Source organism: Streptomyces sp. NPDC002643 (assembly GCF_053592555.1).
Genome location: NZ_JBSFVY010000039.1, coordinates 1 through 14,137 on the forward strand (window position 1 = coordinate 1; position 14,137 = coordinate 14,137).

The window sequence follows — 14,137 nt, forward strand, 5'->3', positions numbered from 1 at the left end:
CGCGCCCCTAAAAAGGCGGGGCGCAGCCCCAAGCCTTTAGGGGCGCGGGGAACTGCGCGAGCAACCACACACCAGCCGCACCCGCCAAACAACCCCGAACCCCCGAGCTATAAGGCGCCAGGGGGTGAAGGGGCGCAGACCGGTCGGTACCATGCCGGGTACGTGATCACCGGCGCAACCGAGAGGATCGACATGGCAGGGGAGCCGCAGGACGACTGTCTGTTCTGCAAGATCGCGGCGGGACATGTACCGGCCACGATCGTGCGCGAGACAGAGACGACCGTCGCGTTCCGGGACATCAACCCCCAGGCACCCACCCACGTCCTCGTGATCCCGAAGGCGCACTACCCGGACGCCGCCACCCTCGCCACCGCCGCCCCCGCCCTCGCCGCGGACGTCCTCCGCGAGACCCGGGCCGTCGCGGAGGAGGACAAGCTGGAGAGCTACCGGACCATCTTCAACACCGGCTCCGGCGCCGGCCAGACCGTCTTCCACGCGCACGCCCACGTCCTCGGCGGCCGTGGCATGCAGTGGCCCCCCGGCTGACCGGGACCGGACAACCAACCATGTCCGTACGTGAATTGGTGGTCCTCGGCACCGCCAGCCAGGTCCCCACCCGGCACCGCAACCACAACGGCTATCTGCTGCGCTGGGACGGCCAGGGCATCATGTTCGACCCCGGTGAGGGCACACAACGGCAGATGCTGCGCGCCGGGGTCGCCGCCCACGACCTCAACCGGATCTGTGTCACCCACTTCCACGGCGACCATTCGCTGGGGCTCGCGGGTGTCATCCAGCGCATCAACCTCGACCGTGTCCCGCATGGCGTCACCGCCCATTTCCCGCACTCCGGGCAGCGCTTCTTCGACCGGCTGCGCTACGCCACCGCCTACCGCGAGACCGTCCAGCTGATCGAGCAGCCCGTCACCGGTGAGGGCGGGGAACTGGCCGCCTCCTCCTCGTACACGCTCGACGCCCGCAGGCTCTCCCACCCCGTCGAGTCGTACGGGTACCGGCTCGTCGAGCCCGACGGGCGGCGCATGCTGCCCGAGCGGCTCGCCGCGCACGGGATCAAGGGGCCGGACATCGGGCGGATTCAGCGGGAGGGGGCGCTCGGGGGCGTCTCTCTCGACGAGGTGAGCGAGTCGCGGCGGGGGCAGCGGTTCGCGTTCGTCATGGACACCCGGCTGTGCGACGGGGTGTACGCCCTCGCGGACGCCGCCGACATGCTCGTCATCGAGTCCACGTTCCTGAACGAGGACATCGAACTCGCCGTCGAGCACGGGCATCTGACCGCAGGTCAGGCCGCCTCCGTCGCCCGTGACTGCGGCGTACGGCATCTGGTGCTCACCCACTTCAGCCAGCGGTACACCGAGCCGGAGGAGTTCGAACGGCAGGCGCGGGCAGCCGGGTTCGAGGGCGAGCTGACCGTGGCGCACGATCTGATGCGGGTGGCGCTGCCCAAGCGCCGATGAGCGTGATCAGCGTGATGAGCGAGATACGTGTGCCTCTGGGCCGTACGATACTTCGATGTCCATCCCCAAAGCCGAACTGCACCTGCATATCGAAGGCACCCTGGAGCCCGAGCTGGCATTCACGCTGGCCGCGCGGAACGGGGTCACCCTCCCCTACGCCGACGAGGACGCGATCCGGAAGGCCTATCAGTTCTCGGATCTGCAGTCCTTCCTGAATCTGTACTACGAGCTGATGGCCGTGCTCCGCACCGAGCAGGACTTCGCCGACCTCGCCGACGCCTATCTCGCCCGCGCCGCCGCCCAGGGCGTACGGCACGCCGAGATCTTCTTCGATCCGCAGGCCCATGTCGCGCGGGGTGTGGGCATGGGGACGGTCGTCGAGGGGCTGTGGCGGGCGCTGGGGAGGAGCGAGGCCACGCATGGGGTCTCCACTCAGCTGATCATGTGCTTTCTGCGGGACGAGTCCGCCGAGTCGGCCATGGAGACCCTGGACGCCGCGGGGCCGTATCTCGACCGGATCGCCGGGATCGGACTCGACTCCGCCGAGGTCGGGCATCCGCCGGTCAAGTTCCGCGAGGTGTACGAGGCCGCCGCCGCGCTCGGGCTGCGGAGGGTCGCCCACGCGGGGGAGGAGGGGCCGCCGGAGTACATCACCGAGGCCCTCGACATCCTCGGGGTCGAGCGGATCGACCATGGGCTGCGCTGTATGGAGGACCCGGCGCTCGTGGAGCGGCTGGTGCGCGAGCGGGTGCCGCTGACCCTGTGCCCGCTGTCGAACGTACGGCTGCGGGCCGTCGACACCCTCACCGAGCACCCCCTGCCCGCGATGCTCGACGCCGGGCTGCTCTGCACGGTCAACTCCGACGACCCCGCCTACTTCGGCGGCTACGTCGGCGACAACTTCCGCGCGGTGGGCGAGAGTCTGGGCCTCGGGCCGGAGCGGCAGCGGGAGTTGGCCCGCAACTCCTTCCTCGCCTCCTTCCTGGAACACGACGAGGAGCGGCGGGCCCGTTACCTCGCCGAGGTGGAGGCTTACGCGTTCGAGTGAGCCGGCGGTCAGGCCGAGCGGCGGAAGCCGATGGTCGGTACCGCTCGGCGCAGGGGCCAGGGGGTGAGGCTCTCCTCGGGGAGGAGCGTGTTCAGGAAGGCGTAGCGGCGCAGCGCGGCGGGGTCCTGGCGGTCCAGGGACTGGACCCGGCGCCACCACGCGCCGATCTCGCACCAGCCGGGCGCGGACAACGAGCCGCCGAACTCCTGGACCGACAGGGCCGCCGTCAGCCCGGCGAAGGCCAGCCGGTCCGCCAGCGGCCACTCCGCCAGCGTGCCAGTGACGAAACCGGCCACGAACACGTCCCCCGCGCCCGTGGGGTCCATCGCCTCCACCGCGATCGCCGGGACCTCGGCGGTCTCACCGGTCCGGCCGTCCACGGCGTACGCCCCCTCCGCGCCCAGCGTCACCACCGCCACCGGCACATGCTCCGTGAGCGCGTGCGCCGCCGACCTGGGGGAGGTGGCGCCGGTGTACCGCATCGCCTCCTGCGCGTTCGGCAGGAACGCCTCGCAGTGCGCCAGATCGGGCAGCCCGGCCAGGTCCCACGCACCGGTGTCGTCCCAGCCGACGTCCGCGAAGATCCGGGTGCCCTTGCTCGCGGCCTGGGCGATCCAGGGGGCGTGCACGCCGGGCGTGAGGGAGGCGACGGCGGCGCGCGCGTGGGGCGGGCAGTCCGGCGCGGGCTCCTCCGGGGGCGCCGCGTGGCCGTGCGAGACCATCGTGCGTTCGCCCTCGTACGCCATGGAGACCGTGACCGGGGAGTGCCAGCCGGGGACCGTGCGGGACGCGGAGAGGTCGATGCCCTCGCCCTTCTCCAGGGTGTCCCAGCAGTACTCGCCGTAGTGGTCGTCGCCGAAGGCTGCCGCGAGAGATGTTCTCAGGCCCAGGCGGGCCAGGGCCGTGGCCATGTTCGCCACGCCGCCGGGGCTCGATCCCATGCCTCGGGCCCAGGACTCCGTTCCCCTCACGGGGGCGGAGTCCAGGCCGGTGAAGATGATGTCCAGGAAGACGGTGCCGGTGAGGTAGACGTCCCAGGGGGGATCGGTGGGGGTGCGTAGGTCTTTGAGGGGGTCGACCTGGGGGTGGGGGTGGAGGTGTGGGTGTGCTCCCTTGGGCGTCGTCTTCACGCTGTGCTCCCTGGCGGTGGTGCGGGTCTGGCCAGTGTGCACCAAACGCTCCGCTGGGGGTGGCGATAGAGCTGGGGGTGCTCCCGGGTTTTGCGGGGCCCGGTAGGGGGGCGCCCTACGACCCGCCGGGGCTGCGCCCCTTTGCCCCCCGCCTATTAGCTCGGGTGGGTCAGATCGGTTGGCGTGTGCGGGTTGTGGGTGGTTGCTCGCGCAGTTCCCCGCGCCCCTTTATGGGCCTTCGGCCCATCTTCGGGGCTTCGGGCCGTCCTCACGCCTCGGCGGCTGTCGTTTCTGGCTCCGCCCCTCACCAAGAGGACGCTTGCCGCTGCCAGGAAGCCGATTACCGTCAGGCCTACCAGGCCCGCCTTCGTCGAGCCCGTCGTGTCCTCGATGATTCCGAACGTTGTGGGGGCCACGAAGCCGCCCAGGTTTCCTATGGAGTTGATCAGGGCTATGCCGGGGGCGGCGGCGCGGGCGTCGAGGTAGCTCTGGGGGATGGTCCAGAAGACGGGGGAGGCAGGTTTGAAGCCCATCGCGGCCACGCACAGGGCGCCCAGGCCGACCCACGGTGACACGAACACCGCCAGGAGGGTGCCGCAGCCGCCGGTGATCAGGAGGGTGATGAGGAGGGGGCGGCGTTTACCGAGGCGGTCGGAGAGGCGGCCGGAGACGAACACCGCCACCAGCGCGCACAGCCACGGCACCGCCGTCAGCAGCCCCACCTGGAACTCGCTCAGCCCGCCGATGTCGTCCACGATCGACGGCAGCCAGAACGTCACCGCGTACAGGGCCACATTGATCGCGAAGTAGATCCAGAGGAAGAGCAGCACCTGGAAGTCGGCGAGCAGTCCCCAGCGGGAGACATGGGCGCCGGTGCCGCGCTCGGCGTCGCGCGCCGCCTGCTCGGCGTCGATCGTGGCGATCAGGCCGTTCCTCTCCTCGTCCGTCAGCCAGTCGGCCTTCTCGATGCCGGAGTCGAGGAAGCGGTAGACGACGAAGCCGAGGAGTACGGAGAAGACGCCCTCGATGAAGAACATCCACTGCCAGCCGGAGTGGCCCCAGACGCCGTGCATTTCGAGCAGGGCGCCGGAGATCGGGCCGACGATCACCGTCGCCGTGCCCGAGCCCATCAGGAAGATCGAGGTCGCCCTGCCCCGGTGCGAGTCCGGCAGCCAGCGGCTGAAGTAGAAGATGACGGCGGGGAAGAAGCCGGCCTCCGCCACCCCCAGCAGGAACCGCAGCGCGTAGAACATCTCCGGGCTGTTCACCCACGCCATCGCCGTCGCGACGACACCCCAGCTGATCATGATCCTGGTCAGCCAGACCTTGGGGCCGAACCGCTCCAGCAGCATGTTCGAGGGGACCTCGAAGATGGCGTACGCGATGAAGAAGACACCCGCGCCGAGACCGAAGGCCGCCGCCGACAGGCCCACGTCCGCGCGTAACTGGTCCTGGGCGAAGCCGATGTTGACGCGGTCCATGTAGTTCGCCACGAACATGATGAAGAAGAGGGGGACGACGCGGCGGAAGATCTTGCGGATGGCGGACTGGACCGCGGGGGAGTGCGCTTCGGGTGCGGGGAGGGGTGGGGTTGACGGTGCGGGTGACGGCGGGGTTGCTGCTGACACGAGCGGCTCCGATCGTGGGCAGGGGGAGGGGAGGGAGGCCCTTACCGGCAGGCCTTACCAGCGGGGGACCTTCGGGGTGGTCCAGTTCGGGTCGGCCACCCGCATCGCCGCCGCGTCGTCCCGTTCGCGCAGGGAACCGTCGTCGTCCAGCCAGCGGCGGTGCAGGAACTCCAGCCTGTCGCGGTCGAGTTCCACGCCCAGGCCGGGGGCGTCCGACACACGTACAGCGCCGTTCTCGAACGTCGGGCGTTCCGTCAGGACGTCCTCCGACTGCCAGGGGTAGTGGGAGTCGCAGGCGTGGTGGAGGTCGGGGACCGTGGCCGCCACCTGCGTCATCGCGGCGAGGCTGATGCCCAGATGGGTGTTGGAGTGCATGGAGACGCCGACGCCGAACGTGCGGCAGATCGCGGCCAGTTCACGGGTGTTGCGCAGGCCGCCCCAGTAGTGGTGGTCGGAGAGGACGACCTGGACAGCGTTCCTCGTGAACGCCTCCTTGATCTCGGCGAACGTCGTCACGCACATGTTGGTGGCCAGGGGGACGTCCGTGTGCGCGGCCACCTCGGCCATCGCGGTGGTGCCGAGCGCCGGGTCCTCCAGGTATTCGAGGACGTCCGCCAACGCGTCCGCGACCTTCAGCGAAGTCTCCACGGACCAGGCCCCGTTGGGGTCGAGGCGCAGGGGATGCCCGGGGAACGCCTCCGCCAGCGCGCGGACCGCCGCGATCTCCTCGTCCGGCGGGAACACACCCCCCTTGAGCTTGAACGACGTGAACCCGTACCGCTCCTTGAACCTCCGGGCCTGCTCCACCACCCCGGCCGGGTCCACCGCCGCACCCCAGTCGTCCTTCTCGCAGGGCACGCCCTCGGGGTGGTCGGCCCACTTGTAGAAGAGGTACGCGCTGTACTCGACCGCGTCGCGCACCTTGCCGCCGAGCAGGGTGTGCACCGGGAGACCCAGGGCCTTGCCGAGCGCGTCCAGACAGGCGACCTCGAAGGCGGAGACCACGGAGAGGCGCAGCTTGTCGGCGGTCTGGACACCCCGCAGCCCGCCCACGTCCACCTGGCCCGACACCCTGGCCCTGTCGACCGTCACCTCGTCGGCCAGCACGAACAACCCGTTCGGATCGCTCACCGCACGGCCCACCAGCTTCGCCGCGAACGGCCGCGCCAGCTCCAGGTACTTGGTGTCGCCGTACGTCTCACCGAGCCCGGTGATCCCGTCGGCCGTCACGATCTCCACGATCAGCCGGGGCGTGTACGGCTGATGCACGCCCTGGGTGTTCAGCAGCGGCGGATCGGCCACCAGGATCGGGGTCAGCCGGACCTCGGCGATGGTCAGTTCACGGGGCGGCGCGGTCACAGGGGCCATCTCCTGCTCTATCTCCCTATGTAGACATCATCCATGTATGGAGATGGAGGCTAGGTAAGCGAACAGGGAGCGTCAATGGTCGTGCACGCCCCGATTACGATCGGGCGCATGTCGGAGACGGATCGGCGTATGTCGGAGACAGAGGCCGCGGGCGGCGGCGGGGGCGGCGTACGCGAGGTGAAGTCCGCCGCGCGGACCCTCGACCTGCTGGAACTGCTGGCCGCGCGCGGCGACCGCCCCGCCCGCCTCCAGGAACTCGCGGACGCGCTCCAGGTCCCGCGCAGCTCGATGTACGCCCTGCTCCAGACCCTGATCGGCCGCGGCTGGGTCCGCACGGACACCACCGGCTCCCTCTACGGCATCGGCATCCGCGCCCTGCTCACCGGCACCAGCTATCTGGACTCCGACCCGCGCGTCCGCGCCGTACGCCCCTACCTCGACGAGGCCTCCGAGGCGCTCGGCGAGACCATCCACCTGGCCCGCCTCGACGGCATGAACGTCGCGTACCTGGCCACCCGTGAGTCCCACGAATACCTGCGCACCATCAGCCGCGTGGGCCGCCGCCTCCCCGCCCACGCGGGCGCCCTCGGCAAGGCCCTCCTCGCCGAACGCCCCGACACCGCCCTCCCCGAGGGCCCCTACGAGTCCCTGACCCCCAACACCCACACCACGAAAGAGTCCCTGATCACCGACCTCACCACGATCCGCGCCCGAGGCTACTCCATCGACCGCGAGGAGGGTGTCCCCGGCATCATCGGCTTCGGCTTCGCCCTCCACTACGACACCCCGCCCCAGGACGCCATCAGCTGCTCGGTCCCGCTGGCCCGCCTGACCCCGGACCACGAGCGCCGGATCGTGGAGGTCATGGGCGAGGTGAGAACGAAGATCGAGGCGACGACGCCGGGAGTGGCGGGGGCACCTCTCTGGCGCTAGAGGGCACGAACAGCGTTTTTTGAGGCCGAAGGCCGAAAAAAAGGGGCGCGGGGCTGTTTCGATGTGCGGCTCCGCCGCGTGGGCGCGACCAGCCCCCACAACCCGCAGTCGGCAATCCTCAGAACCCCCCGAGCTCCCCCCGTAAAAAGCCCTTCGGCACTGTCACCGCCGCGTCGTACCCTGGAAAACGGCAACACAAGCCTCTCCGCGTCAAGGAGGACCCGCGGCCACAGAGCCGGCCCATGACTCAGACACCCACAGCTCACACCCCCGCGCAGGGAATGGCGAGAGCCCAGTTCACCGTCCCGCCGGCGCACCCCATGGTGACCGTGCTGGGTTCCGGCGACTCCCTCCTGCGCGTGATCGAGAAGGCCTTCCCGGCGGTCGACATCCATGTCCGGGGCAATGAGATCAGCGCGGTCGGCGACGCCCCCGAAGTCGCTCTCGTCCAGCGCCTGTTCGACGAGATGATGCTGGTGCTCCGCACCGGACAGCCGATGACGGAGGACGCCGTGGAACGCTCGATCGCCATGCTGAGGGCGAGTGAGAACGGGAAGAACGACGGCCAGGAGACCCCGGCCGAGGTACTGACGCAGAACATCCTGTCCTCACGCGGCCGCACCATCCGCCCCAAGACCCTCAACCAGAAGCGCTACGTCGACGCCATCGACAAGCACACCGTCGTCTTCGGCATCGGCCCGGCGGGCACCGGCAAGACGTACCTGGCCATGGCCAAGGCCGTCCAGGCCCTCCAGTCCAAGCAGGTCAACCGCATCATCCTGACCCGCCCGGCGGTCGAGGCGGGGGAGCGGCTGGGCTTCCTGCCGGGCACGCTGTACGAGAAGATCGACCCGTACCTGCGCCCGCTCTATGACGCATTGCACGACATGCTCGACCCGGACTCGATTCCCAGGCTGATGGCCGCGGGAACGATCGAGGTCGCGCCGCTGGCGTACATGCGTGGCCGTACGCTCAACGACGCCTTCATCATCCTCGACGAGGCGCAGAACACCTCGCCCGAGCAGATGAAGATGTTCCTGACCCGGCTCGGGTTCGACTCGAAGATCGTCATCACCGGTGATGTGACCCAGGTCGACCTGCCGAACGGGACGAAGAGCGGGCTGCGGCAGGTGCAGGAGATCCTGGAGGGTGTGGAGGACGTGCACTTCTCGCGGCTGACGTCCCACGATGTCGTACGGCACAAGCTCGTCGGCCGTATCGTCGACGCGTACGAGATGTACGACAGCACGCACGGCACGGAGAACGGCTCGCACAAGGGCGGCCGGGGGAAGTCCGGGCACAAGGGGAAGTAGACAAGCACAGCGCCATGTCGATCGACGTCAACAACGAGTCCGGAACCGAGGTCGACGAGCAGGCGATCCTCGACATCGCCCGCTACGCGCTCGCGCGGATGCGTATCCACCCGCTCTCCGAGCTCTCGGTGATCGTCGTGGACGCCGACGCCATGGAGCAGCTCCATGTGCAGTGGATGGATCTGCCGGGGCCGACCGATGTCATGTCCTTCCCGATGGACGAGCTGCGTCCGCCGTCGAAGGACGACGACGAGCCGCCGCAGGGGCTGCTCGGTGACATCGTGCTCTGCCCGGAGGTCGCCGAGCGGCAGGGCAAGGAAGCGGCCACGCAGCACTCCATGGACGAGGAGCTTCAGCTTCTGACCGTCCATGGGGTGCTGCATCTGCTCGGTTACGACCACGAGGAGCCCGACGAGAAGGCCGAGATGTTCGGCCTCCAGGCGGCCATCGTGGACGGCTGGCGTGCGGAGAAGGGCCTCACCGGCCCGTCCCCGGCCCCGACCGTGTCATGAGCGCGACCCTCATCAGCGGTGCCGTCGCCCTGGTCGTCGTCGCCTGGCTCGCCGCCTGCGCGGAGGCGGGCCTCGCGCGCGTCTCCAGCTTCCGCGCCGAGGAGGCCGTACGGTCCGGGCGGCGCGGCAGCGCCAAGCTCGCCCAGGTCACGGCCGACCCGACCCGCTATCTGAACGTCGCGCTCCTGGTGCGCGTGGCCTGCGAGATGGCCGCCGCCACGCTCGTCACGTACGCCTGCCTCCAGGAGTTCGACGCGACCTGGGAGGCGCTGGTCGTCGCCCTCGGGGTGATGGTCCTCGTGTCGTACGTCGCCGTGGGGGTCTCCCCGCGCACCATCGGCCGTCAGCACCCCCTGAACACGGCCACGGCTGCGGCGTACGTCCTGCTGCCGCTGGCGCGGATCATGGGACCCATTCCGTCGCTGCTGATCCTCATCGGTAACGCGCTCACGCCCGGCAAGGGCTTCAGGCGCGGGCCCTTCGCCTCCGAGGCCGAGCTGCGGGCGCTGGTCGACCTCGCCGAGGCGGAGTCGCTGATCGAGGCCGAGGAGCGCCGCATGGTGCACTCGGTGTTCGAGCTGGGCGACACGCTCGTGCGGGAGGTGATGGTGCCGCGTACCGACCTGGTCGTCATCGAGCGGTACAAGACCATCCGCCAGGCGCTGACCCTGGCCCTGCGCTCCGGCTTCTCGCGGATTCCCGTCACCGGGGAGAGCGAGGACGACGTCGTCGGTGTCGTCTATCTCAAGGACCTGGCCCGTAAGACGCACATCAGCCGGGACGCCGAGAACGAACTGGTGTCCACGGCCATGCGGCCCGCCGTCTTCGTCCCCGACACCAAGAACGCCGGCGATCTGCTCCGCGAGATGCAGCAGGAGCGCAACCACGTCGCCGTCGTCATCGACGAGTACGGCGGCACCGCCGGCATCGTCACCATCGAGGACATCCTTGAGGAGATCGTCGGCGAGATCACCGACGAGTACGACCGTGAGCTGCCGCCGGTGGAGGAGCTGGGCGACGAACGCCACCGGGTCACCGCCCGGCTCGACATCACCGACCTCGGCGAGCTGTACGGGCTGGAGGCGTACGACGACGAGGACGTGGAGACCGTGGGCGGGCTGCTGGCCAAGGCGTTGGGCCGGGTGCCCATCGCCGGCGCCTCCTCCGTCGTCGAGCTGCCCGACGGGCGTGAGCTGCGGCTGACGGCGGAGGCCTCCGCCGGGCGCCGGAACAAGATCGTCACGGTGCTGGTGGAGCCGATCGGGCCTGCCGGGCTGCCTGAGGGCGAGAGGGCGAGGCCGGAGTGACGACCGCGGCAGGAGGCGAAGCCGAGTGAGCCCCGATGAACTGCGCGCGCTCTGCCTGTCCTTCAACGAGTCCGTCGAGGACTTCCCCTTCCGGCCCGAGATCTCCGTCTTCAAGGTCCTGGGGAAGATGTTCGCCCTGAGTTGGATGGACCAGCGGCCCCTGAAGGTCAACCTCAAGTGCGACCCGGAGGACGCCGTACGACTCCGGGCCGACCACCCCGGTCTGATCATCCCCGGCTATCACATGAACAAGCGGCACTGGAACACGGTGACGGTGGAGGGCGACCTTCCCGACCAGCTGATCCGGGAGCTGGTCGAGGACTCGTACGACCTGGTGGTGGCCGGGCTGCCGAGGGCGGAGCGGCTGCGGCTGGACCGGGCCTGAGGCAGGGGCGGGGCGGGCGGCTACGTATGCTCGGGGCATGAGCGACAGCAGTGGGCTTGACCCCGAGGACCGGAAGATCGTCACCCTGGCCCGTTCCGCGCGGGCCCGCAACGGTGTGCCCGAGGGGGCGGCCGTACGGGACGAGACGGGGCGGACGTATGTCGCCGGGACCGTGGCGCTGGAGTCCCTGCGGCTGAGCGCGCTGCGCACCGCCGTCGCGATGGCGGTGGCCTCCGGCGCGAAGTCCCTGGAGGCGGCGGCCGTCGTGACCGACGCGGAAGCCGTCTCCGACGAGGACCGGGCGGCTGTGCGGGACCTTGGCGGCCCTCAGACCCCGGTCCTGCTGGCGGGGGCCGACGGCACGGTACGGGTGACGGTGACGGCGGGCTGAGCCGTACCCGCTTCCGTCGGCGCTAGCTCTTCTGGAGCGTCCGCGTCACCCCCGCGATGACCGCCGTCGTCAGAATCCAGCCCAGGGCGATCAACGTGTACGCCAGCCACTGGAGGGTGGTGTCCTGCCAGTACCAGGTGGTGCGTTGGCCGAGGCCGCCGATGGGGATCAGCAGGTCGAGGGTGTAGACGAACGCCTGGAAGGGGGCGCCCTCTCCCTGTTTGACCGGGGTGGGGGTGTCGGTGTGGAAGGCGGCCGTGCCCAGCAGGGTCAGGGCGAGCAGCCAGACTCCGGCCAGCCAGGGGCGGTAGCCGTAGCCGACGGTCACGTCCAGGAGGTGGCCCCAGGCGCGGGCGGCCGGGGAGAGCGTGCGGCGCCGGTGGCGTTGCTTGGCGAGGAGGACTCGGCGGGCGTCGTCGTCGTGCCCGGCCTTGCGGTACCAGGCCGCCAACTGCTCGTAGGGCTGCGGGTTGTAGCCGGGGCTGCGCCGTATCCACCGGATGCGGCGGGCCACGGACTCCCGGTCGCCCACGGCCTCCCGGCGCTCGCCGTCCGCCTCCGCCTTGATCGAGCCGTAGACGAAGCCGTCCAACTCGACCTTCTCCGGCCAACTGTGCTCGTTCTCATGGAGGTACGAGACCGTCGCGCCCCGGAGGTCGACGGTGCCGGAGGGCTTCCGGGCGAAGGTGAGGTCGAGGTCGACGGCCTGGAGGTTCATGGCGACGAGGGCCGGGGCGTCACCGGCGGGGTCGCCTTCGCCGTCCGGCGGTCCGTTCAGGACGGCTCCGTCGAAGGTCAGGTTGTCGGCGACCCGGGTACCGCGCAGCCGTACCGTGCCGTTCGCGGTGAACCCGCGGGAGAGGCCGATCGTCGAGGCCGCGGCGTTGTCGAGAGCGAGGACCACTCCCCTTGGGCCGGGGCGTTCCAGTCGGGCGCCCTGCATGAAGAGGGTGCGCAACTGGGCGCCCAGCAGCCGGATTTCGCCGTGTGCGACGAAACCCCGCCGACAGAAGACGCCCCCTTCGCTGACCAGGCCACCGGCCGACAGCGCCCAGCCGCCGGGAGCGATCAGCTCTGCCTGGTTGAGGTTGATGCCGCCGCTCACGTGGGCGTGTGTGAGGGCCACGGCGGCAGGTTCGAGCGGGTAGGTGGAGGCATTGCCGGCCGTCACCCGTGAGCCGGTCAGGTCGAGGCGTCCGTCGATACGGGCCGACCCCGCTTCGAGGCCGGGCAGTCGGCTGCCGGTGATGGCGACCGTCCGGGTCTCGGCCCCGAAGAGGTTCAGTCCGTCCTCGAACCAGCAGTCCTCCAGCCACAGGGGATGGTCGATCCGGGCGCCGGCCAGGTCGAGAGGGCCGGTGATCCGCGCGCCGGTCAGCCTCAGTGAGCCTGCCGTGCCCGAGTCCGCGGCGTTCGTGCCCAGCAGCAACGCCGCGACCACCGCCGCCCGCACCGTCCGCTCCGGCCCCCACAGCCCGCCGTCGGCCACCCGGTCGTCCTCGGCGGCACCCGTCCGGAGATCCACCCGACGCCCCTCGGGGAACGCGTCCCACAGCTCTCGCTCCGGCGGCGTCAACTCGTCATAGGACAGCACCCGTACAGGGTAGTGATCTTCGCCCAACGCCGTCACAGATCGCCCGCGCGCTAGTGTTACGGCCGGTAACAGCCCTCCGAGCTGGGCGAAAATCTTGCGCGGGCGAGTGGACGCGCACACCCGGCGGGCGACAACTCGCGCGGCGCGGGACAGATCACCCAGGCGGCCGGATGCCGCGAAGACGTTGGCCGGAGGCCCGGCGATCGGCTTCGGCCAGTTTCGCCGACCCTCGCCGCAACCGGCAGAACATCCCTTGAAATCTCAGGCCGCTCGCGTATCAATGGACCCGTTCTTCGGCGGACCGTCACGTTCCGGGCCGTCGAGTCCCGTCGCGGGGCCGCGCGTTGCTCTGCCCCCGTCGCGCCCACGCGGCGGAGCCGCACATGTCACGTCCCGCACCCCCCACACGCAGCATGACGCACTCCCTCAACTCCCCTGCAAGGAAAGGGAATCGCTCAATGAAGCGCATACGACTCGGAGCCGGTGCGGCCCTCGCGGCCGGTACGCTCGCCGCCGTCGGCCTCGCGTTCGCCCCGGCTGCCCTCGCGGTCACCCCACAGTCCGCGACCATCGACGCCAGCTGTACGATCGGCGGCTCCGGCTCGGCCACCCTCACGGCCACCCAGAGCGGTACGTCCGCCACGGTCACGCTGTCCTCCACGGAGATCACCGCCCCGATCGCCCTCGCCGAGGACTCCATCCAGTCCACGCTCACCTTCGTGAACGCGAGCGGTGGCACCGTCGACTTCACCGGCACCGAGAACCCGGCGCTGGCCGCCGGCGACGGCATGGTCGTCGGCCCGCTCACCGGCACCGTCGCCTCCGGCGACAGCCTGGAGGCATACGGCGGCACGCTGTCGATGGTGGTCTTCGGCATCACCGTGACCTGCACGGCGAGCGGCCCGCAATCGCCGGGTCCGTTCGTGTTCGACTGAGCGGTCGCCGCTGGTCATGAGTGAGGGGTGGGGGGCGGCCGGGCCCCGGCCCCCCCCCCCCCCCACCCCCCACCCGGGTATTAAGTGCACCCCGCCCCCCGCCCCCCCCCCGGCCCCC

14 protein-coding genes are annotated in these 14,137 nt (G+C 70.3%); 10 read left to right on the top strand and 4 right to left on the bottom strand.

All coding sequences use genetic code 11. The features are described 5' to 3' along the window. Positions 1 to 192 precede the first annotated feature (192 nt). Genes ACWD4G_RS38545 through ACWD4G_RS38555 form a run of 3 tightly spaced genes read left to right on the top strand, consistent with a single transcriptional unit; the run spans position 193 to position 2,523 of the window. Entirely contained in the window at positions 193 to 546 is a 354-nt protein-coding gene (locus ACWD4G_RS38545; RefSeq protein WP_451302210.1) for an HIT domain-containing protein, read from the top strand. 20 nt (positions 547 to 566) lie between these two features. After that, complete coding sequence (locus tag ACWD4G_RS38550; RefSeq protein ID WP_451302084.1) at positions 567 to 1,475, top strand: ribonuclease Z; 909 nt, start codon at positions 567 to 569, stop codon at positions 1,473 to 1,475. 55 nt (positions 1,476 to 1,530) lie between these two features. Next, complete coding sequence (locus ACWD4G_RS38555; RefSeq protein WP_451302086.1) at positions 1,531 to 2,523, top strand: adenosine deaminase; 993 nt, start codon at positions 1,531 to 1,533, stop codon at positions 2,521 to 2,523. Between the two features lie 8 nt (positions 2,524 to 2,531). Here ACWD4G_RS38555 and ACWD4G_RS38560 read toward each other — a convergent pair whose 3' ends face one another. From ACWD4G_RS38560 to ACWD4G_RS38570, 3 genes are all read right to left on the bottom strand, one after another. Continuing rightward, positions 2,532 to 3,653: a carbohydrate kinase family protein gene (locus ACWD4G_RS38560; RefSeq protein WP_451302088.1), complete on the bottom strand. Its 1,122-nt coding sequence runs from the start codon at positions 3,651 to 3,653 to the stop codon at positions 2,532 to 2,534. A 155-nt stretch (positions 3,654 to 3,808) separates the two neighbouring features. Beyond that, complete coding sequence (locus ACWD4G_RS38565) at positions 3,809 to 5,281, bottom strand: MFS transporter (protein ID WP_451302090.1); 1,473 nt, start codon at positions 5,279 to 5,281, stop codon at positions 3,809 to 3,811. 54 nt (positions 5,282 to 5,335) lie between these two features. Then, complete coding sequence (locus tag ACWD4G_RS38570) at positions 5,336 to 6,649, bottom strand: glucarate dehydratase family protein (RefSeq protein ID WP_451302092.1); 1,314 nt, start codon at positions 6,647 to 6,649, stop codon at positions 5,336 to 5,338. A gap of 129 nt (positions 6,650 to 6,778) precedes the next feature. Here ACWD4G_RS38570 and ACWD4G_RS38575 point away from each other — a divergent pair, with 129 nt between their 5' ends. From ACWD4G_RS38575 to ACWD4G_RS38600, 6 genes are all read left to right on the top strand, one after another. Then, positions 6,779 to 7,582: an IclR family transcriptional regulator gene (locus tag ACWD4G_RS38575; RefSeq protein WP_451302212.1), complete on the top strand. Its 804-nt coding sequence runs from the start codon at positions 6,779 to 6,781 to the stop codon at positions 7,580 to 7,582. A 242-nt stretch (positions 7,583 to 7,824) separates the two neighbouring features. Next, positions 7,825 to 8,895 carry a PhoH family protein gene (locus tag ACWD4G_RS38580; protein ID WP_451302094.1) on the top strand — a complete coding sequence of 357 codons (1,071 nt, stop codon included), beginning with the start codon at positions 7,825 to 7,827 and terminating at the stop codon, positions 8,893 to 8,895. A 14-nt stretch (positions 8,896 to 8,909) separates the two neighbouring features. Continuing rightward, positions 8,910 to 9,407 carry an rRNA maturation RNase YbeY gene (gene ybeY / locus ACWD4G_RS38585; RefSeq protein ID WP_451302096.1) on the top strand — a complete coding sequence of 166 codons (498 nt, stop codon included), beginning with the start codon at positions 8,910 to 8,912 and terminating at the stop codon, positions 9,405 to 9,407. Beyond that, on the top strand, positions 9,404 to 10,714 hold the full coding sequence (locus tag ACWD4G_RS38590) for a hemolysin family protein (protein ID WP_451302097.1): 1,311 nt from the start codon (positions 9,404 to 9,406) through the stop codon (positions 10,712 to 10,714). The genes ybeY and ACWD4G_RS38590 overlap by 4 nt, the downstream gene beginning before the upstream one ends. Positions 10,715 to 10,739: 25 nt before the next feature. Beyond that, positions 10,740 to 11,099: an MmcQ/YjbR family DNA-binding protein gene (locus ACWD4G_RS38595; RefSeq protein WP_451302098.1), complete on the top strand. Its 360-nt coding sequence runs from the start codon at positions 10,740 to 10,742 to the stop codon at positions 11,097 to 11,099. Positions 11,100 to 11,136: 37 nt separating this feature from the next. After that, positions 11,137 to 11,490, top strand: coding sequence for a cytidine deaminase (locus ACWD4G_RS38600; RefSeq protein WP_451302100.1), 354 nt, complete (start codon positions 11,137 to 11,139; stop codon positions 11,488 to 11,490). Positions 11,491 to 11,512: 22 nt separating this feature from the next. Here the strand turns inward: ACWD4G_RS38600 and ACWD4G_RS38605 are convergent, their stop codons facing one another. Continuing rightward, complete coding sequence (locus tag ACWD4G_RS38605; RefSeq protein ID WP_451302102.1) at positions 11,513 to 13,084, bottom strand: oxidoreductase; 1,572 nt, start codon at positions 13,082 to 13,084, stop codon at positions 11,513 to 11,515. A 458-nt stretch (positions 13,085 to 13,542) separates the two neighbouring features. On the opposite strand from ACWD4G_RS38605, the gene ACWD4G_RS38610 reads away from it, so the two are divergent. Further along, positions 13,543 to 14,019: a hypothetical protein gene (locus ACWD4G_RS38610; RefSeq protein WP_451302104.1), complete on the top strand. Its 477-nt coding sequence runs from the start codon at positions 13,543 to 13,545 to the stop codon at positions 14,017 to 14,019. The last annotated feature ends 118 nt before the right edge of the window (positions 14,020 to 14,137 follow it).